A 21,483-nucleotide genomic window follows, 5' to 3' on the forward strand; every position below is an offset into this window, starting at 1 on the left:
TCTTCCTTTGGTGAAGGGAGCCGCCCACGTCTTCGTCGACGGCACTGGAAACCAGCTGCACCAGCCTGCGCTCCACACGCCGTCACCCGGAACTTGCGTTCATACTGTTCGCGGGTCCCGGGTCGGGAGCGGCATATCGTAGAGAGCACGGCAGGTGTCAGCCGGCACACATCAGCCGGCACACATCAACTCAGCACACATCAACTCAGCGAGTGAGGCACGATGAAGGCCCGAATCGGCAGGTGGACCATCGCCACCCGACTCTTCGTGCTGCAGGTTGCCGCCATCGTGGTGCTCACGGCGATCGCGACACTCTGGCTCTGGAGCGATGCACAGGCCGATGTGAACGCCGACGCCGATGCCAAGACACTGGTGGTGGCGACTGCGGTCGCCGACAACCCGTTCGTCCTCGACGCGGTGCAGTCACCTGATCCGAGTGCCACCCTGCAGCCGTACGCTCTGACGGCGATGGCCGACACATCGACGGACTTCATCACCATCATGGCTCCCGACCGCACCCGCTACACGCACCCCGATCCGAGCCAGATCGGCAAGCCGTTCCAGGGAACCATCGAGCCAGCCCTCGAAGGGCGAACCTTCACTGAGACGTATGCAGGAACGCTCGGCCCTTCTGTGCGTTCGGTCGCGCCCGTGTTCAGTTCCGACGGACGAGTTGTCGCGCTGGTGTCCGCCGGCGTCACGGTCAGCAGCCTGGGCGCCACTCTCAGCTCCCGACTCCCGATCGTGTTCGGAATCGCGGCGCTCACTCTCGCGCTCGGCGCACTCGCCTCCTGGCTGTTGAGCCGGTACCTCCGGCGCGTCACCTGGGGCCTCGGTGCCGAGGAGATGAGCCGGATGTTCGGGTATTACGAGGGCGTCCTCCACTCCGTGCGGGAAGGGGTCATCCTGACCGACCCGCACGGCAACGTCGTGCTCTACAACGACCAGGCGGCCGAGTTACTGGGGCTGGCTCGGCAGTTGCTGCCCGCCAGCCCGTCGCCGGTGGCGGGATTCGCCGTGCCCGATGGGCTTCGGCAACTGCTCGCCAGCGGCGCCGTGGCCGTGGACGAGCCGGTGCTGACCGACGACCGAGTGCTGATCGTGAACCAGTCGCCCGCGATCTCCTCCGCGACGGCAGGGGCTGCTCGCCGGATCGGAACAATGACCACGCTCCGTGACCACACCGAACTGCAGCAACTCACCGGAGAGCTGACCACCATGCGCACCCTCTCCGATGCCCTCCGGTCGCAGACCCACGAGTTCTCAAATCGCCTCCACACGATCATCGCGCTCATCGAGCTCGACAGGCGCGACGAAGCCCTGGCCTTCGCGTCGAACGAGCTTCACGTCGGCCAGACGCTCGTCGACGAGGTGATCGGTTCTGTCGACGAGCCCGTGCTCGCCGCCCTCCTGCTCGGCAAATCGGCGCAGGCTTCCGAACGCGGAGTCGAGTTCGATGTGCGTGTCGACGACGGTCTCGACCTCGGCGATCTGCCGCCGGTCGAGTTGGTCACGATCATCGGTAACCTCGTCGACAATGCCCTGGATGCGGGTGCCGGAGATGCGGGTGCGGGAGGTACAGGTGCGGTAGATGCTTGTAGCGTGGCTGCGCCGAATGTGGCTGCGCATCATCCGAAGGTCGTTGTCGCCATTTCATGTCGCGACCACGAGGTCATGATCACCGTCACTGACAACGGCCCGGGAATCACCGATCTGAGCCGGGCCTTCACTCGCGGCTACAGTACGAAAGACCCCGGGCAGACAGGTCGCGGAATCGGGTTGGCACTTGTGGAACAGTCGGTGCGGCGACTGGGCGGAGACGTCGTCGCGAGCAACGTGAATGCGGCCGGCACCCCTGGCACCGGGGTTTCGACGGGAGCCTCGTTCACCGTCACGCTTCCGATCACGAAGCCAAGTCGTGATCAAACCGGACCCGGGCAAACGGGACTCGAGCAAACGGGACCCGGGCGAACCGGACCCGGGCAAACCGGACTCGGGCAAGCGGCGTCCGAAAGCTCGCCGCAACCCGTGAACAGCGTGAAATGGTGAACAGCGCGAAATGGTGAACTGTGTGAAATGGTGAACAGCGTGAAATGGTGAACAGCGTGCGAGTGCTCGTCGTCGACGACGAGCCGATCACCGCGAGCGCCCACGCGACCTACCTCGAACGGGTCGGCGGTTTCGTTGTCGCGGGTGTGGCGAATGACGGAACGAGCGCACTCCGGATGCTGCGTGACAGCGTCGATCCGCGCACGCCGGGCGGCGCCTCAGGCGTGAGCTCGATCGACCTCGTGCTGCTCGACATGAACCTGCCCGACATCCATGGCATCGAACTGTGTCGGCACATCCGTTCGTCTGGCCTCGACGTCGACGTCATCGCCATCACTGCCGTACGTGATGTCTCAGTGGTGCGCGCCGCAGTCTCACTCGGCATCGTGCAGTACCTCATCAAGCCATTCACCTTTTCTGTGTTCGCCGAGAAGCTGCGGGGTTATCTGGCATTCCGGGCCGGCTTCGACCTCGTCGACGGTGTCACCACCCAGAACGACGTCGACGATTCGCTGGCGCAACTGCGCAGCGCCCGGCCGGCCGGACTCGAGAAGGGTCTCACGACGGAGACCCTTCAGCTCGTCGTCGCCCGTCTTCGCGCCGAGCCTGTGCCTGTCTCTGCCGCCGAGCTCGCACTGGCACTGGAACTCTCGCGCGTCACCACTCGGAGATACCTCGAACACCTCACCGCCGAAGGCACCGTCGTGAGATCGCCCCGGTACGGCACACCCGGCAGGCCAGAGCTCGAGTACGTCTGGAAGCGCGTCTGAGAGCGGTCATAACCTGCGCGCCGCGCTAGCCCGCGATGAGTGAGGAATCCCCTTCGACCCGTGGTCTGGGGTGGTGATCGACGCGGGGTGCGCACTGGCGCTGAGAACATACCCGTCGAACCTGATCTAGCTCGAACTAGCGAAGGGACGTCACCTCAGTGGCTCCGAACCTGCCCCCGACTCTGCCCTCTACTCCGCCCCTACCAGCCCCGGCGAATCCAGGAGCAACTCTGTACCCGTGACCGCACAGGCGATCGGCCACGCGCTTCGCCTTTTACGGGAGAGCCCGCCGCTGGTCCAGTGCATCACAAACATCGTCGTCGCCCAGTGGACCGCCAATGTGCTGCTCGCAGCCGGCGCCGCACCGGCGCACCGGCGTCGGCTGCGCCTTCGGAGCACTCATGGCCGGATTCAGCGGGGTGGTCGACGACGCGTTGCTCGCCGCTGCGGCCGCAACGGCCACGCTCACTGTGGTGGCCGACCGTGCAGCCGTCTACAGCCGAGGAACAGGCAGCTTCGCCGTTGGCCTGCTCGACGAGCTCACCACGCTCACACCCGAACGCCTCGAAGAACTGACGCGCCTGTCGTGAGCGGGCTCGAGGCCAGCGCGCTTCGGGCGCTAGACCTCTCGGTCTACTTCGTCACCGACACCCGCCTCTGCGGTGCGTTCGGCGTCGCCGCCACTGTCGCGGCCGCAATCGATGCAGGTGTGACCATGGTGCAACTGCGCGACCCCGATGCCACCGACGCCGAACTCGTCACCCTCGGCAGGTCGCTCATCACGGTTCTCGCCGGCACATCGATTCCACTGCTCGTCAACGACCGGGTGCATCTCGTGGAACCCATCGGTGCGCAGGGAGCCCACATCGGGCAGTCAGATCTATCCGTCATCGCGGCCCTGCAGCTCCTCGGCCCCCACGCGCTGCTCGGCCTCTCGGCCCAGACCCTCGACCACGTCACGGATGCCCGGGCCACACCCCCGCGCACCATCGACTATCTCGGCGTCGGCCCCGTCTGGCACCAGAAGACCAAGCCGAACGCTGCCGCTCCCTGCGGCCTTGACGGGTTCGCTCACATTGCCGCAGCGAGCCCGTGGCCATGTGTCGCGATCGGCGGTATCAACACCGAGCGCATCCCCGCCCTTCGCTCTGCCGGTGCCGCGGGCGTGGCCGTCGTGAGCGCCATCTGCGGCCAACTCGACGTCGCCCACGCAACCGGACTTATCAGCGCAGCCTGGCAGTCTTAAGAACGCTGAGCCGTGTCAGAACACTGAGCCCAATCAGCACACTGAGCCCTCAGAACACTGAGCCCAATCAGAACACTGAGCCAAACACAGAACCAAACACCAACGGCACGCTCGCGACCAGTCCGACAACGACAAGCAACACGGTATCGGCGCGAGTCCAATGGGCCGGCTCGGCCCAGGTTCGTGTGTGGCTGGGTGTTTCGAGGCGGGAGAAGCCCCGGGCATCCATCGCCACCGCCATGCGCCCAGCCTTGCGCACCGATTGCACCAGAAGAGCGAAAGTCAGCGAGCCGAACTGCGAAGCACGTCTGAATGGTGACCGGCCCGCGCTCAGCCCGCGCACCCTCCGCACCCGTTGCAGCTGCTGCCACTGCTCGCTGAGCATGGAGAACTGTTGCAGCGCGGCGGTCGCAGCGACGACGGGCCGCGCAGGTAGGTGCAGCAGCTGCCCGAGATGGTCGCCGAGCGACGACGGCTCGATATACCCCGCCAACAGCACGCCGGGCAGCACGAAGAACGCAATCCGAAGCCCTGCAGTGACTCCGGCCAACAGACTCTGATCAGGGCTGAGCAGCCAGGTGGAGAAGGCGACCGACGCGGCCGCAAGGAGCCCCGGGGCAAGACGCCGCAGCCGGATCGATCGCAGATCGATCACCACAGGTGCCACCACAAGCAGCACGGCGACACCGATGATCGCCTGCCCGATGCTCGTGATGAACAGCGACCCGACCAGCATCAGCATCCCTCCAGCCAGCAGTGAGAGCGGCCCGCAGCGCCGCGCGAGACCAAGCCGTGCAGATGCCTGTCTGACGAACCCGAATGGATGCCCGGCTCCCCCCGGGCGAACGCCTGGCTGTTGCATTGTCTCTGCGGGTGTCATCTCTACAGGTGTTGCGTCTGCAGGTGCTGTCTCTGCAGGTGCTGCCTCTGCGGATGCGCCCGCCACCGCAGTGCCACGTGGCTCTGCGTGCTCACTCCCAGCACCTCCCACGACCCGACCGCCCTCGAGCCGAATTGTCCGGTCGGCGAGCTGCATGAGCAGCGGGTCGTGCGTCGCAACGACAACCGCCACCCCCGCGTCGCGCGCAGCAACGATGACACCCGCGACCGCAGACCAGGTGTGGCGGTCGAGTCCGACTGTCGGTTCATCGAGCACGAGCAGCGCCGGCCCGTGCGCGACGGCACCGGCCAGGGCGACCCGCCGGAGCTCGCCCCCCGAAAGGTGGTGAGGATCTTCGGCCGCGAGGGCTGTCAGGCCGAGAGCGGCGAGCAGGGCATCCACTCGACTATGCGCTTCGTGGGCGTCGTACCCGAGACGGATGCTCGTGCTGAGCACATCGTCGCGCACCGTTCGGGCCACAATCGCCAGCTCGGCGTTCTGCGGCACCCACCCCACGCGCTCAGCGAGTCGCCGCGAGGCCCACCGGCCAGGGTGTTGTTCGGCAGCGCTGGTCCGGGCAGCGCTGGTTTCGGCAGCGCCTTCCAGGCCGCCACCCTCCCACACGACGTCGCCGGATGTCGGGTTCGAGAGGCCGGCGAGCAGGGCGGTGAACGTCGACTTTCCTGCCCCGCTGGGCCCCACGACAGCCGTGATCTCACCGGCGAAGATGTCGGCGGTCACGTCTACGAGCACCGGCACAGCGGCTGCGCGTGCTGAGCTCTGCTGGCCGAACGACGCTGCTCGCTGAAGGGCGACGCCGACGTTTCGGGCGCTCACGAGGGGCCCGCCTGGTTGGTTGGCCTGATTGGCCGGCTTGGCGTGATTGGCCGGCTTGACGGGCCCTCTTGGTCTGGCCTGGCACAGCTCCGCCGACACCTTCTGCGGCGCAGGCGGGGCCGAATCTGGAACCCAGACACCAGCGCGGGCAAGGGCATCACGATGGGCGACCAGGGTAGCCGAAGCCTCCCCATCGGCGACGATCTCACCACCTTCGCCGAGCACCACCAAACGCGTGACCCGGGGCAACCACTCGGCAAGCTGGTGCTCCACGACGATGACCGTCGCACCGGATGCTGCGGCCGTCGCCCACACGGCTTCCCTGACCGCTGCGGCCGCAACCGGGTCGAGCATCGACGTCGGCTCGTCGAGCAGCACCAGCCGCGGGCCCATGACCAGCACCCCGGCGAGGGCGAGGCGCTGGGCCTCCCCTCCCGACAACCGGCTCGACGAATGGTCCGTTCCGTAGGGGAACGACACCGCATCGAGCGTCCGCACGACTCGTGCACCCATCTGCGCGCGTTCGACGCCCTGGTTCTCCAGCCCGAACGCAGTGTCCCGGCCCACGGTCGCGGCCACGAGAGCATCGCCCGGATCCTGAAGCAAGAGTCCGACGCTCGTCATTCCAGCCTCGCCAAGCTGGTCGACGCCGTCACCCTGGTCGAGGCCCGCAACCTGGTCAACACCCTCACCCCGGTCGAGGCCCTCACCCCGGTCGAGGCCCTCACCCCGGTCGACACCATCACACCGGTCGACACCATCACCCCGGTCCACACCATCGACCGTCACCGAACCCGAGAGCCCGCCGGACTCCGTGGTTCCCAGGACCCCCGCAAGGGCGCGGAGCAGCGTGCTCTTGCCCGAGCCGCTCGGCCCGGTGACGAGAACACGCTCCCCCGCACCCACATGCAGGTCGAGACCACGCAAGATGGGCTCGGTACGACCGAAAGGACGCCAGGTGAGCCCGAGAACTTCGAGATCTGCACCTGCGCTGGGCAGGGCATCCGGAGCGCCAGTGCGTTCGCCGTCGCCTCCGGACAGGCCACCCAAAGACTGGCCACCCGCAGACAGGCCATCCACAGACAGGCCGCCTACAGGCACGCCGTCTGCTGTCAGGCCGCCTACAGGCACGCCGTCTGCTGTCAGGCCGTCTACGGGCACGCCGTGACCAGACGAGCAGTGACCAGATGAGCAGTGACCAAAAGAGCCGTGACCAGACGAGGCGATCGGAGCACCGGTCACGGCCCCCGTCGAATCAGCCTCCACAGTTCACCGCCCACTTCATCTGGCAGCGAAGATCACTGGCAAAGCGCGAGTCACTTTCCAGCGCGCGCTTCACGCAGCTCGGCCCCCGCAGGGAACGCGTTCAGTGCGCCAGAGCGCGCCAGGGCCCGCACAAGCAGCCACCCGCCGATGCCGGTGATTACCGCGCCCGACACCATTCCGCTCGCGAGGTACACGAAGCGCCAGGTCCACGAGAACCCGGGAACGTATGCCCACCACTCGTAGACGACGATCTCGAGCACCGCAGAGAGCACACCGCCGGCCATGGCAACCGGCACTCCGAAGCGCCTCCACAGCAGCAGTCCGAACACGATCTCGACCCCGAGGCCCTGCAACGCGCCTGAGGCCAGCACGGCGACGCCCCATTGGTTACCCAGCAGCATCTCGACGTTGGCCGCAATCAGCTCGGTGAGCAGAGCGGCTCCCGGGCGACGGATGACCAGCGCACCCACCACGGCGGGAAGCAGCCACACCCCCAACGCCAGTTCGCCGAGCGGAGGGAAGCCCGCTGACGCAAGGCCCACCACGGGGTAGACGAAGGTGTCGAAGCCCCAGAAGACCACACCGAACGCCACGGCCAGCATCGCCGCAGTGATGAGGTCGATTCCCCGCCAGGCCGTCAGGCGGCCCGACGCGGTGAAGCTGATTCTCTCGCTGGAGGATGGTTCGGTGTTTCGTGCTGCACGTGTACCGGCAGCTGTCTTGTCTGTTGTCATTGTTATTCCTGTCCCGTTGAATCCAGTGGATACCACGGGGAAGATGCGCAGAAACTCCTCCAGATTCGCGCGAATGTCACGGACTGCCGCAAGCACTCATTCAATCTGGGGGAATCACCAAGCACTCTTGAGATTCCCGACTCCCTTCGCCGGTACTAACCGGAGCAGGTTCGAGGGTCTGCGGCGAGCCGCACTCTCAGCGCACTGACGTGCGCTCCCCTGTCGTTTGTTCACCTCAGAGTACACCGGAGCTGGCGCTCACACAGCGACTGAGAATTTTCGTATTTCCTCAGCCACTTCAGGATGGCTGGCCGCGAGCTCGTCGACGTCTCCGAGCTCGACGTCGAGTGGCACGACTCCTGGCCACTCCGTACTCCCGCCCAGAAACCAGCCGCTACCCCCTCTCACCCGTGCAGTGTGGAACGTGCCGCCAGGAATGAGGAACTGCACCTGCTCACCTCCCAGAATGTCGGGGCCGATCACCAGCCGTTCGCTCCTGCCGTCATCATGAAGCAGCAGCAACTCCAGCGCCTCGCCCTGGTAGTAGTGATAGAGCTGGTCGTTCATGATCCGATGAAGCTTCACCGGCGCCTGCGGAGTCACCAGAAAGTACAGCGCACTTCCCACGGCCCGCTCAGCCTCGAACGGCGGCGCAAGAACATTTGCCTCCACTGCCAGACCGCTCACATATGTCACCCGAACGAACCCGCACGTCTGATTCGGCTCAAGCTGCAGAGCAGCGACGATTTCCTCTGCACTAGCTTTCGACTGCACAAAGCCCCCTCGATCTAGTTGAACTCTCCCTGAACTGCTACCTGTCGAGTTCTTCGATCCACTGCGCACTTGTCTTGTAGCTCACGTTCCCCAGTAGTTTATGGCTCTCAGCTCGATCAATGAGGTTATGGCGGACGGCTTCCGTTGGGACCGAAATATCCTGACCAGATGCCCCATCGAGGGTGATCAGAGCGCAACTCGAAATTCGACCTGGATGTGTCCCCCGCCGTTGTACTCTCACGCAGACCTACGCAAATCGTGGCCGGCTGTTCGTCGTTGTGTGCATGGCCTGGGTGTTTGTGTCCAGTCGATCTCGGGCGGCGGGACGATGTGCGGTGCGCCCGTGATCATGACGAGTTTCCACCGGCTCTTGTGCACGTTCGAATGATGAAAGTGACACAGCAGTACCCCGTTGTCGACATCTGTTCGGCCGGGCAGATAACCCTTGTCACGCCAATCGAGAACATGATGGGTTTCACACCACGACGGGGGTCTCCCGCACCCCGGCCACACACATCCGCCGTCGCGGGCGGCGAGGGCCCTGTTCTGCGCCGGAGTGAACAACCGTTTCGTCTTCCCGTGCTGCAACACCCGCCCCTCCCGCATCACCGTCGCAATCACATCCCCATGGCACAGCAACTGCTCGACGGTTGCCACCGGGACGGGCTGGTCGACCCCGTCAACCCAGCCCACACCCCGCCCGTCGACAACATCTTCCAAGGTGACGTGCACGTTGATCGTCGGACGCGCCCCACACAACACCGGCATACCCGGCAACCCCGCAACCCGATCGATATACGCCGTGAACCCATCCACCAACAACTGCTCACGCGTGCGGCTGTCGGCCAACACCGGACTCACCTCATCGTCGGTGTCGTCGCCGGTGTCGTCGTCGGTGTAGTCGGCGTTCTCGTCACTGGTGAATGTGGGGAGTCGGGGGCTGAGGATGGTTTGGGCGATGGCCTGCCACTTCGCACCCTGCACCGCCGTCAACAGCCCACCGACCTTGAACGTACCGTCCACCTGCTGCCGCAGCCACAACCCGCGCTTCTCTTCCAACTCCCGAGCTGTGGGTTCGGCACCATCAGGATCCAGATGCCCCTGCCACTGCGCCACCATCACCGCAACCTGATCCGCCGACAACGAAAGCCCCACATCCGCCCTGGGGTCAGCGGCGAGCACCAACATCCGTTCACACTCATGCAGATCCGCACCGAACCCCACCCGCCTGGCCGAATCCCCCAACATCCGGGTGATGACCTGCGCACTATCGACCCCGAGCCGACCCTCCCGCAGCGCCTCCTGCACGGACGGGAAGTTACTCTCATTCACCAAACCCACCACCGACATCGACGACCGCACCGCCATACCCAACTTCACCCGGGCTGCCGCGGTCTTCTTCGACACCCCCGTCAAACCACTGATCAACGACACCACATCCGCGCAGCCATGCTTCACCGTCAACCGGTCATCACCATGCTCACGTTTAGATCGTTCAGCCAGCTCCCCCGCCGCCTCCACAACGATCCCCTCCGCACACCGCAACAGCGCCTCACCCGTCACCACCCACGCGAGGAGTTCTTCGTCGGCAAGCCCGCAGGGCGCGGCAGCCCCAAACCCGCCCGACGACACCACCGCTTCTACAGCCGCACGCAACGCCGCAACCCGCGGGTCATCAAGACCCTCAGGCGACGACCCGGAACCTCCGGCAGCTGGTGTATTCATACCCCCATTCAAACACCCACCACTGACAATCCCTCACTAAACGAGGGCCGTCATCAACACCAGTGGTCAACCACTTTCGTACACCAAATGTGGAGGACAAGACGCGTCCAAGAAAGACGGCAGCCCCGCCCAGTGCGTACGCTCGCAGCCAGCCCCAGGCGGCGAGGCGCGGCGCGCAGTTCTGCCCAAGTTAGCCTGCTGCGACAGATCGAGACAGCCGCACCGGACTCGAATTGGCGTCACGGACTCAACCCCGATACCGGCATTGGGACACCCCGCGAAACAAGAAAAGGCCCGGCCAGAGGCCGGACCTTTTCTTTCTTTTGTTGCGGGGACAGGATTTGAACCTGCGACCTCTGGGTTATGAGCCCAGCGAGCTACCGAACTGCTCCACCCCGCGGCACAAGATGTAACACTACCACAGGGTTCAAGGGCAGTCGACCGCGGGGCCCTTTCGGCTGCACGACGAGAGCAATTTCGGAGCGACAACCGGCGCGAGAACCGGCCACCAAGCCGGCTCCGGCTGCCCGCTCCGCTCGCCTACTGCCCGCTGGCCGCAATCGCTGCGGCAACGGCCGTCTTGAGCTGCGCGTCAGCGACGCCGTACGCTGCCCAGTCGGCCGCCTTGAGCGCAGCATCCCTCGCCGTCAATGCCGCCTGCGCCTCGTTCAGCGCCTGCTGGAGAGCCGCATTGTTGGTTGTCGACGGCGTAGTCGTGCCGGTGCCTGTCGACGTGCCAGTGCCCGTCCCAGTGCCAGCTCCCGGAGAGGGGGTATTACCGTCGCCAGCGGTCGCGCCAGAGTCGCCCCCGAAGAGGTCGTCGAGGGCCGCATTCAGGGTGTCTTCGAAGGCGATCTTGTCACCGAAGCCCACGAGGATCTTCTGCAGCAGCGGGTAACTCGTCTCACCTCGTGACTTGACATAGACCGGTTGCACGTAAAGTAACCCGCCACCGACCGGGAGGGTCAGCAGGTTACCGCTGATCACGTCGGTCGAGCCCTGTTTCAGCAGGTTGAGCGCCTGCGAGACAGTGGGGTTCGAGCTGAACTTGTTCTGCTGCTGCCCGGGGCCGGGCACCGTGCCGGCCTTGGGCAAAGTCAACAGGCGAAGCTTGCCGAAGTCGGCAGACTTCTGCCCTGCCGTGGCCCCCGCGTTGGAATCGACCGCGAGATACCCGTTGAGGCTCTTGGACGTGTCTTCGCCGGTCAGTGGAATGAAGGTCGTGTACAGCGAGTACTGCGGCTCTGTCTGGCCCGGCATCTGCAGGGTCAGGTAATAGGGAGGCTGCAGCGTGGGGCTTGCCGCGAGAGACGTCGGGTCGTTCGGCGTCGTCCAGGCGTCTTCACGCGAGTAGAACGAACCGGCATCGGTGACGTGGTACTGCCCGAGGATGGCACGCTGCACCTTGAAGAGGTCTGCGGGGTACCGCACGTGGCTCATGAGCTGCGAGCCCATCTCGCTCATGGGCTTCACCGTGGCGGGAAAGATCTTCTCCCAGGTCTGCAGCATCGGGTCGGTGTCATCCCAGGCGTAGAGCGTGACCTTGCCTGTGTAGGCATCGACGGTGGCCTTCACCGAGTTGCGGATGTAGTTGATGTTGTTGTCGACCGCATACCCGAGCTTGGGAGTGTTCGTGTCGGCAATGGCCGCACTCAGCCCCTCGGTCTTGGAATACGGGTAGTTCGACGAAGTGGTGTAACCGTCGACGATCCAGACCACCTTGCCGTCGACAACCGACGCATAGGGATCAGAGTCGATCGTCAGGTACGGCGCGACCTTCGACACGCGGGTCGCCGGATCGCGGTCGTAGAGGATCTGTGAGTTCGCATTGACGGCCTCAGAAAGGAAGATCTGCTCCGACTGGAACTTCAGCGCATAAGCCAAGCGGTTGAAGACGTTGTCGAGCTTCGGCCCGCCGTCGCCGGTGAACGTGCTGTAGGCCTGCGACGCGCTGTCAGTGCCCGACGGGTAGTCGAGTTCGACCGCCGACGCGCCCTGGGCGGCACCAACGATCGAGTAGTCCGGTGATGTCTTGCCGAAGTAGATGCGCGGTTCGTAGGCGCCCAGTACACCGGTGCTAGGGATGCCCGACTCGGCAAAGACCGGCTGGCCGTCGGCCGAGCGCTGGTTGCCGTAGGCGGCGACCACCCCGTACCCGTGCGTGTACACGACGGTCTGGTTGTACCAGCTCGCCGAGGTGCCGAGCTGCGTGAGGTTCAGGTCACGTACGGTGGTGACCGTGTCCTGGCTCTTGCCGTCGATGGTGTACCGGTCGACGTTGAGGTCGGTCGGGAACTGGTAGTACTGCCGGAACTGCTGCAGCGCCGCGAATGTTCCGCTCACGATGGCAGGGTCGAGAATCCGGATGCTCGAGGTGGTCGCTGCGTCGGCCCGGAGCGCCCCTGCCTCAGCCGTCGTCTTCGCGTCGTACGGAATCGTCTCGACATCGGAGACCCCGTAGGCATCCCTTGTCGCATTGATGTTGTCTTGAAGGTAGGGCTGCTCGAGGCTTTTCTCAGACGGGTCGACCTGGAAGCGCTGAACGACCCACGGGTAGAGCGAGCCAAGGATGAGACCGCTGATGATGAGCAGCACCGTGCCGATGACCGGCAGCCTCCACCGGCCGATGAAGGCAGCGATCAGGAACAGGATCGCGACGATGACAGCGATACCGGAGAGGATCTGAAGGCCGGGGATGGTGGCATTGACGTCGGAGTAGGAGGCCCCGGTGAGGAGCCCGCCACTGCTCGTGAGGGTCGCGTACTGGTCGAGCCAGATGCTGACGGCCTGCAGCAGGAGATAGATGCCGGCGGTGATCGCGACCTGTACGCGGGCGGTCTTGGAAATCCGCACTTCACGCTGCCCGAACCTGATGGCGCCGTAGAGGTAGCTCGTCGAGACTGCAGCGATACCGGAGAGGATCACGACCGCCGAGGCGAACCCGACGACACTCTGCCAGAACGGCAGGTCGTAGACGTAGAACGAGACATCGAGCCCGAACTGCGGATCGGTCTTGCCGAACGACGTCCTGTTGAGGTACATCAGCACGACCTGCCAGCGCGTGGCTGTGGCGACACCGGCGAAGAGACCGAGAAGCGCCGGGATGCCGAACGCCGCCAGGCGACGCAACGGTTCGACGACCTGCTGGTAACGGTCGAGCTGGGAGTTCAGCTTCGCGTAGACCGGCCTGAAGCGGAAGGCGATCTCGATGCTCGCGAAGACAGGAATGGCCATGGCGAAGAAGCCGATGAAGAACATCACTGTTCCGGCCACCCACTGGGTGGTGAGCACGCTGACAAACCCGAGCTGGTTGTACCACAGCACTTCGGTGTAGAGGTTCGTGAAGATGAAGAAGGCGATGGCGAGAACCGCGATTACGGCAATCGCGACCGCGATCACTGTTCGCGACTTACGCGCGGGCTTCTGGCCGGAGTTCTGGGCGGTGGAGGAAGTCACGGTGTGCCTCTTGTGTTAGCTGTGTGTGTTGTTTCTGGCTGTGCGATGTCTGCCTCATACTAGACAACCCACGCTGAGAACAGCCTGTCGCCCGCTACTTCGAAGCCTGCACCGAGTCACAAGTTGGCAACGAATCAAGACCTGTTCCCGACGAGATGTCGTTCAGTGCGGTGAGCGAGTCGGTGAGAGTCGACACGGCGTAGACGGTCAGGCCACCCGGCACGTGGCCGGTGACCTCGTCACAGTTCGAGGAGGGTGCCAGAAAATACGATGCACCGTTCTGTTTGGCGCCGAAGAGTTTCTGGCGGATTCCGCCGATCGGTCCCACCGTGCCGTCTGCGGTGATGGTGCCGGTGCCCGCAACGTTCTTTCCGCCGTTGAGCTGCCCCGGCGTCAGCTGGTCGATGATTCCGAGAGCGAACATCATCCCTGCACTCGGGCCACCGACGTTGTCGAGCTGGATGTCGACAGTGAACGGGAACTGGTAACTCGCCGACGCCGCGATACCGAGAAGAATTGTTCCGTCGTCAGCCTTCTTCGGCGTGACGGTGACGGTCTGCTGGGCGCCCTTGCGCGTGATCACCAGCGTTGCCGGCGACGCGTCGCCGTTTGCTGTGACCGCTTTGCGCAGGCCGTCGACAGTCGTCACCGGTGTTCCGTTCACCGAATCGATCACATCGCCCACGTCCAGCACGCCGGTCGCCGCCGAGTTGTCGGCGAGCTGGGCGACAGTGACGGTCGTGGTGAACGGGATCGACAGGTCGGTGAGCGCCGCCGCAATGGCCTCCTGCTGCGAGTCGACCATCATCGCGGTGTTCTCCTGGTCGCGCTGCTCGACGGTCACCGACGGTGGGTAGACCGCGTCGACTGGCACGGCTGCCCGGGAGGGGTCGAACCACGCCGAGATGACCTCTGCCCAGCTGGGCAGGCTCTGCGGCGTGCCCACCACCGAGACGGTGAGCATGTCAAGTGCACCAGCAGTCGGGTAGGTCGGCGCACCGGTGATCGAGATCAAGGGCACCTCTGTACCGTCGTGCGTGGTTGTGCCGAGCGTGTTGAACACCGGCCCCGGCTGCTCGATCACGTAGGGAGAGGGAATGAAGCTCATTCCCAGCGCCAACCCGAGGGCCACGATGAGGCTGACCCAGCCGATATTCCTGCGCCGTCTCACGTCGACCTTTCACGGTGATTTCAGTTGGGTTGGTGGTTCTCCTGCGCCCGAATGACCGCACGGGATGATCGTACGGGCTGTGAGCCGAAGGTCCGGCCAGCGCGTTCGCGGGGTCTGCTCCGAAGTATTCGCCGAAGTGTTCGCCACGGGCGCACGGCCAAGCGACCAGCTTATGAGAAAACTCAGCTTGCCGAACGGGCCACCGGCTAGCGTAGAAGTCGATGCTGACATGTGCCAGAGAACGGCACACGATGTGTTCGGCAGAAGTGAATTCGGCAGAAGATCGAGAGTGGTAGAACCGTGAGCGACGTTCCAGAACAGGGCCAGGGGCAGAACCCTGAAGACGAGTTCGCCGAGATGCTCCGGCAGTTTCTGTCGGGAAACTCCGAGCTCGACCCCTCGAAACTCGCGAGCGCGGCCGGCCTGCCGTCTGACCCCGCTGCTGTCGCGGCGCTGATGCAGCAACTGCAGAGCGCCATGCAGAACACCACCGATGGCGTGGACTGGAAGGTCGCACTGAACGCAGCCCAGGAGATCGCCTCAGCCGAGACCGTCGTCTCCTCCCCCGCCGCCAAGTCCGCCCTCGAGCAGGCCCTGCACGTGGCCGAGCTATGGCTCGACGAAGTCACGTATGTCGCCGAGTTGGCGGCTTCGCCGAAGCTGATGTCGCGCAAGGAATGGGTCACAGCATCCATGCCGGTGTGGACGGAGCTCGCAGAGCCCGTCGCTCTGAGCATCGCAAACGCCCTGACCGAGGTCCTGAAAGACCAGGCACCCGAGGAACTCTCGGGGATGATGGCCAGCGCGAGCCAGATGATGCGCAACATCGGCGGCGCCCTGTTCGCCATGCAGCTCGGCCAGGTCGTGGGGCAGCTCTCGACCGAAGTCGTCTCGGGCGGCGACGTCGGAATTCCGTTGATGAGCGAACAACAGGCCGTACTCATCCCACAGAACCTCGCCGAGTTCGGTGAAGGCCTCGACATTCCCGCAGACCAGGTGCAGCTGTACCTGGCTGTGCGCGAATTGGCGCACGCCCGACTGTTCCGGCACGCGAAGTGGCTGCGACTGCACATGATCTCCTCGATCACCGAGTTCGCCCGCGGCATTTCGATCGACACCAGTCGCCTCGAAGACCTGGCCAGCGGGTTCGACCCCTCGAACCCCGAAGAACTCCGCCAGGCGATGATGAGCGGCGCCCTGATCCCGCCGAAGACCGACACGCAGCTGCAGGCACTGGCGCGCCTCGAGACCACTCTCGCACTGGTCGAGGGATGGGTCGACGTGGTCACCGCGGCGGCAACGGTTCGCCTGCCGAAACGCGACTCCGTCGCCGAGACGGTTCGTCGTCGCCGCGCGACAGGGGGGCCTGCAGAGTCGGCATTCTCAACGCTCGTCGGCCTCGAGCTCCGGCCGCGGCGCCTCCGCGAAGCGGCAGCGATGTGGCAGGCCGTCACTGACGCCGTGGGCCCCGAAGCACGGGATGCCCTGTGGTCACACCCCGACGTGGTGCCCACCACTGAAGACCTCGACAACCCCGCAGCTCTCGTGGCGCGGCTCCTTGCGGGCGAACCGGAGCCCGACGAGATGGATCAGGCCATCGAGGACTTCTTTCGCGCAGAAGAGGGTGACACCCCGCCGGCCGTCTGAGCGGTTCGCCGCAGCACCAGCCTCCTGTGGATAACTCTGCAGGCACTCTGGCGATTCGGTGCATCATGGTGCGATGGATTCGACCACCCTCCGCTTCGACGAGCGTTACCCGCTGGTCTGGCGCACGCCCAGCTCACTCCAGATCGGAATCGACCGGCCTCTGGTGGTCCTCCCCGAGGTGAGTCAGGCTGAAGAGCGGCTGTTGCACGCACTCCAGCGCGGCGTGAGCCCCGAAGGCCTCCGGATGATCGGGCAGAGGTTCAGAACGACCGGAAAGCAGCTCGCAGCTCTTCTCGCGGCAGTCTCGCCCGCCCTCGATGCACGACCAGCGCCGCACGATCGGGCTGCCGGCCCGGTTCTGCCGACACCCTCCTCGGCGACGAGCCTCGGGACGGCAACCGCAGCCATCCGCTCGCTGCTTCGGAACATGGCCCTGAGCGAGCATGTCGTCGTCGACGCCGCCGATGACCAGCCGGCCCCGGCAACAGCACCCGCATTGACCGTACTCGTCGCGGCATGGGGTGTGTCTCCCGTGCGTGCGGCACGATGGATGAGTGGAGACAGGGCTCATCTGGCGGTCGTCTTCGGGGATCGTGACGTTCGCATCGGGCCCCTGGTGCGCCCGGGCCTCGGGCCCTGTCTGCATTGCATCGATCGATGGCACATCGACGTCGACCCTACGTGGCCGGCGATCGCCGGGCAGCTGCTCGGGCGATCGGCGGCCACAACCGACCCCCTGACGATCGCAACGGTGAGTTCCCTGGTCGGTCGACTCTGCGCCGAATTCATCATGGGCGACGACTCAGGGGCCTCCATCGCCCTCCGGCCGGGGCGAACCCTTCACCTCGACTCGTTCACGGGTGTCGTCACCGAGAGCGAAGCGGAGGTGCATCCGGAGTGCGCGTGCCAAGCTCTGCCAGAAAGCGCGATGGTTGTCGCACTTGGGAGCGACTGGCACCCGTCTGGGCCCACGACAACGCCAGAAGACGGCGCGCCCGCGTCACCCCCACATAGAGAAGTCGTCGTTCTTCATCGACCAGATCGAGCGTAGTGGCGTAGCTGATCGGCACGAGCCCCTCACTCAGGCCGAGAATGAAGACGCTCCCCCACTCCAGCCCCTTGGCCGAGTGCAGGGTAGCCAGCGTCACCGCAGCGATGGTCGGCTCATGCTGGCCCGCCTGACGCTCGAGCAGCTCATCGGTGAAGGCGCGGAACGAGGTGCGTGCCGGCTGCTGTTCGGCGAGGCCCATGATGGCATTCAGGGATTCCCAGCGATCGCGAACTGCACCTCTGGCTTCGGGAGGACTCTGCGACCAGCCGAGCGAACGGAGAACGTCGCTCACCGACTTGAACAGGGGCTCGCCCGAGATGGATACCGATGCCGCTCGCAGGCTCATGACCGCCTGCTTGACCTCCGGCAGGTCGAAGAAGCGCTGCGATCCCCTTATCTGGTAGGTCACACCCGCTTCGGCCAGGGCGCCTTCGAGCGCAGCGGCTTGGGCATTGATCCGGTACAACACGGCGATGTCTTCGGGTTTCGTGCCGTCGACGATCAGGCGTGCGATGGTCGCAGCGACTCCGCGCGCCTCTGCCGCGTCGGAGGCGTATGCCGTGATCGTCGGTTCTGCGCCCCGGGCGGTGGTACTGGCTCGCGCATCACTTGCCCGCGCACCGATCTCACGCGCGGCGCCGTCGCCTGGGCCGCCCCCTGCAGATCGAAGGCTCAGTGCGCCGGTGCGCCCACGCATGAGGCGGTTCGCCGCGTCGACAACCGCGGGTGTCGAGCGATAGTTGCGCTCGAGCCGAACCATCTTCGAATTGGGGTACGCACGACCGAACGACAGGAGAAAGTCCGAGTTGGCACCTGCGAAGGAGTAGATCGTCTGGCTCGCATCGCCGACGACGCAGAGGTCCCGGCGGTCGCCGAGCCAGAGCGAGAGCAAGTGGTGCTGCAGGGGCGAGACGTCCTGGTATTCGTCGACGACGAAGAACCGGTACTGCTCGCGAACCTGCATGGCGACCGAAGGCTCGGTCTCGATCATCCCTGCAGTCGCCAGCAGCACGTCTTCGAAATCGAGCTGCCGACGCTCGTCTTTCACCTTCTCATATTCGCGCTGGAGGTCGATGACCTGTTCGACGCTCAAGGAGCCGGGCTGCGCCCTGCTGGTTCGCGCAGCGAGCCCATAGGCGTCGAGCGACAGGTTCGAGATCTTGCGCCACTCGATTTCTGCGGCGAGGTCGCGGAGGGTCGCAGTGTCGACCCGCAACTTGAGGTTCTCTGCGACCTGCCCGAGCAGGCGGCCCTTGCCCTCGAGCAGCCGCGGCACGTCACCGCCGATCACCTGGGGCCAGAAGAAGTTCAGCTGGGCGAGGGCGGCCGAATGGAACGTTCGTGCAGAGACTCCGCCCGCTCCCAGGGACCGCAGGCGCGAGCGGAGTTCCGCCGCCGAGCGGGCGGTGAAGGTGAGGGCCATCACCTTGCTCGGAGGGAAGACACCGGTTGCAACGCCGTAGGCGATGCGGTGGGTGATTGCCCTGGTCTTACCGGTGCCAGCCCCGGCAAGAACACAGACCGGGCCGAGAAGGGTGCTGGCGACGACTCGTTGTTCTGAGTCAAGACCCGACAACAGCGCCTCAGCACCGGTTGCCGGCTCACTCCGCTCACCCAGGCCGTCTTCGACGCTGTATTCCGCGGCGTGGTCTCCAGCGTCGTCTGGGCCCGGTCTCACCAATCCCGCCCGGGAATGGAACCGCCGTACCAGTGCTCGATGATCGCACGCGCAATCGAAGAGGATCCGGGCAGGATCGCCGTCTGGGCCGGGTCGGCCAGGTCTTCGCGGCTGAACCAGCGCACATCGAGGATCTCTTCACCGTCGGGCACCAGCGGATCAGTCGAGGAGGCAGGGTCGACGCGGGCGAGGAACCCGCACATCAACGACGCCGGAAACGGCCATGGCTGCGAACCGAGGTACTCGGGCGTGAGAATCCGGACTCCTGACTCCTCGTAGACCTCGCGAATCGCCGCGGCCTCGAGCGACTCGCCTGGCTCGACGAAGCCGGCCAGCAGCGAGTACCGGTTGTTCTCCCACAGGGCGTTCGAGCCCAGCAGGATGCGGTCATGCTCATCGACGATCCCGACGATCACCGCCGGGTCGGTCCGGGGAAAGATCTCGATGTCCTGCACGGGGCATCGCCTCACCCAGCCGCCCATCTCTGGCACGGTCTCTGCTCCGCAGCGTGGGCAGTGGGTGTGGGAGTTGTGCCAGTTGATGATGCCGAGCGCCTCGGTGAAGACACCGGCGTCACGGTCGGTCAGCCCCGGCGCGACCATACGCAGGTTCACCCACCGGCTTTCGTCTGGCTCGAGTGCGCGTGCTGCGTCGTCGGTGAGCGACAGCGCGACGAGTCGGGTTCCGACTGGCTCGGTGACATCGGTGGCCAGCGAGCGCCCGAGGTACACCGCGACCTCCACTCCAGCAGAACCGGTCACACCCGCCCCACTGACTGCTCCGATGCTCGCTGGAGGCAGGAAAGCCAGCTCCGGATGCCCGGCAGAGCCAGTGCCCAGAAGCGCCAGCCCGTTCCAGAACACCGCAACGCGCGTAGCCTCGTCTGCCCAGAGTGTGTCGAACAGCTGCGGCGTGCCGCGAAACTCGTGATCGCGGTCGATCTCGAAACGGGAGAGCGGCAGCGAAGAGAGAAAAGTCGTATGCAAGGGTTGACCAATCATGCGTGGCGAAAGCCATCGAGTGCAGATGCCAGCCCTACCCTGAGAGTATGGCCAGATCCTCTCTCACTCTAGCCGCGCTAGCGACCGCGGCCGTCGCCGGGCTCGACGTCGTGTCGACCTCGCCTCTCTCCACCGGGCAGTCCGGCCGGTACGACTCAGCGCTGCTGCAGGCCAGGGGCGGAGACCGGTATGTCGTGCGGGTTCCGACGGCCGATGAGGCAGAGCGCGAACAGTCAGGCGATCTCGTGGCCCTGCGTGCGTTGACCGGCGGGTCACGGAGCCGTCTTCCCTTCGCCGCCCCGGAGTTCGTCGGCCAGGCCCCCATTGCCCAGGTCCCCAGCCCCCAGACGTCAAGCGGCCAGACCCGCGGAATGGTCTACAACTACATCGAGGGTCGGCCTGCCACACTCGCAAGCCTCGACGACAGTGTCGAGCTGGCCGAGTCGTTCGGCCGCGCCATCGCCTCGATTCACTCGCTGCCGACCTCCGTCGTCACCGACGCCGGGCTGCCCGTCTTCAGCGCAACGGAATCGGCCCGGGTTGCACGAACGGCGAAAGACCGCGCGGCTGCTACCGGCAAAGTGCCCACCGAGCTGCTCACGCGATGGTCGCTCGCCCTCGAAGACAGCGCCCTGTGGCAGTTCCAGCCCACCGTCATCCATGGCTCGCTCGGCCCGGAATCGTTCCTGGTCGCCGGCGACAGGGTCACGGGCATCCTTGACTGGTCGAATTTCAAGGTCGGCGACCCAGCCAGCGATCTCTACTGGCTGAGCTCGGTCTCGCGTGAGGAGTCGGCCACACGGGTGTTCTCGGGCTACAACGTCGCCCGCTCAGGGCCCGTCGACCGACAACTGCGAAAGCGGGCCCGGCTCTACGCCGAGCTCGAGATAGCGAAGTGGCTTGTGCACGGCTATGACCTCAGGGACTCCCTGATCGTCGACGACGCGGTGGGCATGCTCGCCGGTCTCGCCTCCACGGCCCAGTCCGACCTGCTGAACCCCCTGTCGACTGACACCGGGCGCATCATGGCCGTCGACGAGGTCGAAGAGATGCTGGCGCGCACACCGCGCTCCGAAACCGTCACTGCTCGAGACCACGCCAACGCAGCTCGCATCTCCGAAGACGACTGAGCCGTCTTTCCCACTCGGCAGGCCGACTGATTCTTCGGGCCTGCCGAGTAATGCAGGCACCCGAGAAC

14 protein-coding genes, 1 tRNA gene, 1 pseudogene and 2 riboswitches are annotated in these 21,483 nt (G+C 65.3%); of the genes and pseudogenes, 7 read left to right on the forward strand and 9 right to left on the reverse strand.

Translation table 11 applies throughout. The annotated features are described in order from the left end of the window. Nucleotides 1-222: 222 nt before the first annotated feature. From KPL76_RS13365 to thiE, 5 genes and pseudogenes are all read left to right on the forward strand, one after another. Entirely contained in the window at nt 223-2,049 is a 1,827-nt protein-coding gene (locus tag KPL76_RS13365; RefSeq protein ID WP_216333974.1) for a sensor histidine kinase, read from the forward strand. A gap of 44 nt (nt 2,050-2,093) precedes the next feature. Next, nucleotides 2,094-2,819, forward strand: coding sequence for a response regulator (locus tag KPL76_RS13370; RefSeq protein WP_371733904.1), 726 nt, complete (start codon nt 2,094-2,096; stop codon nt 2,817-2,819). Between the two features lie 73 nt (nt 2,820-2,892). Further along, nucleotides 2,893-2,984, forward strand: a riboswitch (TPP riboswitch). Between the two features lie 73 nt (nt 2,985-3,057). Beyond that, nucleotides 3,058-3,141 (forward strand): annotated as a pseudogene (locus KPL76_RS14810) (hydroxyethylthiazole kinase); the annotation flags it as partial. A gap of 79 nt (nt 3,142-3,220) precedes the next feature. After that, a complete protein-coding gene (locus tag KPL76_RS14815) occupies nt 3,221-3,409 on the forward strand; it encodes a hydroxyethylthiazole kinase (RefSeq protein ID WP_253202260.1) in 189 nt (62 codons plus the stop codon). After that, complete coding sequence (gene thiE / locus KPL76_RS13380) at nt 3,406-4,065, forward strand: thiamine phosphate synthase (protein ID WP_216333975.1); 660 nt, start codon at nt 3,406-3,408, stop codon at nt 4,063-4,065. Before KPL76_RS14815 ends, thiE begins: the two co-directional genes overlap by 4 nt. 67 nt (nt 4,066-4,132) lie before the next feature. Here the strand turns inward: thiE and KPL76_RS13385 are convergent, their stop codons facing one another. The 7 genes from KPL76_RS13385 to KPL76_RS13415 form a co-directional block, all read right to left on the reverse strand. Continuing rightward, complete coding sequence (locus KPL76_RS13385) at nt 4,133-6,943, reverse strand: ATP-binding cassette domain-containing protein (protein ID WP_253202047.1); 2,811 nt, start codon at nt 6,941-6,943, stop codon at nt 4,133-4,135. Between the two features lie 155 nt (nt 6,944-7,098). Beyond that, complete coding sequence (locus tag KPL76_RS13390; protein WP_216333977.1) at nt 7,099-7,782, reverse strand: ECF transporter S component; 684 nt, start codon at nt 7,780-7,782, stop codon at nt 7,099-7,101. A gap of 124 nt (nt 7,783-7,906) precedes the next feature. After that, nucleotides 7,907-8,013, reverse strand: a riboswitch (TPP riboswitch). A 27-nt stretch (nt 8,014-8,040) separates the two neighbouring features. Then, nucleotides 8,041-8,625: a cupin domain-containing protein gene (locus KPL76_RS13395; RefSeq protein ID WP_371733905.1), complete on the reverse strand. Its 585-nt coding sequence runs from the start codon at nt 8,623-8,625 to the stop codon at nt 8,041-8,043. A 168-nt stretch (nt 8,626-8,793) separates the two neighbouring features. Further along, nucleotides 8,794-10,191 (reverse strand): HNH endonuclease signature motif containing protein, encoded by a 1,398-nt coding sequence (locus KPL76_RS13400; protein ID WP_216333979.1) that lies wholly within the window; start codon nt 10,189-10,191, stop codon nt 8,794-8,796. 416 nt (nt 10,192-10,607) lie between these two features. Continuing rightward, nucleotides 10,608-10,681 (reverse strand) — tRNA-Met (locus KPL76_RS13405). Between the two features lie 140 nt (nt 10,682-10,821). Further along, entirely contained in the window at nt 10,822-13,737 is a 2,916-nt protein-coding gene (locus KPL76_RS13410) for a UPF0182 family protein (RefSeq protein ID WP_216333980.1), read from the reverse strand. 94 nt (nt 13,738-13,831) lie between these two features. Further along, complete coding sequence (locus KPL76_RS13415) at nt 13,832-14,908, reverse strand: PDZ domain-containing protein (protein ID WP_253202049.1); 1,077 nt, start codon at nt 14,906-14,908, stop codon at nt 13,832-13,834. Nucleotides 14,909-15,265: 357 nt separating this feature from the next. On the opposite strand from KPL76_RS13415, the gene KPL76_RS13420 reads away from it, so the two are divergent. Beyond that, on the forward strand, nt 15,266-16,555 hold the full coding sequence (locus KPL76_RS13420) for a zinc-dependent metalloprotease (protein WP_216336515.1): 1,290 nt from the start codon (nt 15,266-15,268) through the stop codon (nt 16,553-16,555). An 866-nt stretch (nt 16,556-17,421) separates the two neighbouring features. On the opposite strand, the gene KPL76_RS13425 is transcribed toward KPL76_RS13420, so the two are convergent. Next, nucleotides 17,422-19,224: an ATP-dependent helicase gene (locus KPL76_RS13425; protein ID WP_216336517.1), complete on the reverse strand. Its 1,803-nt coding sequence runs from the start codon at nt 19,222-19,224 to the stop codon at nt 17,422-17,424. Nucleotides 19,225-19,280: 56 nt separating this feature from the next. Next, entirely contained in the window at nt 19,281-20,285 is a 1,005-nt protein-coding gene (gene nudC / locus KPL76_RS13430) for an NAD(+) diphosphatase (RefSeq protein ID WP_253202050.1), read from the reverse strand. A gap of 47 nt (nt 20,286-20,332) precedes the next feature. Here nudC and KPL76_RS13435 point away from each other — a divergent pair, with 47 nt between their 5' ends. Next, complete coding sequence (locus KPL76_RS13435; protein WP_216333981.1) at nt 20,333-21,415, forward strand: phosphotransferase; 1,083 nt, start codon at nt 20,333-20,335, stop codon at nt 21,413-21,415. Nucleotides 21,416-21,483 lie beyond the last annotated feature (68 nt).

The sequence above is a fragment of the Subtercola sp. PAMC28395 genome (assembly GCF_018889995.1).
In the GTDB taxonomy this organism is placed as follows: domain Bacteria; phylum Actinomycetota; class Actinomycetes; order Actinomycetales; family Microbacteriaceae; genus Subtercola.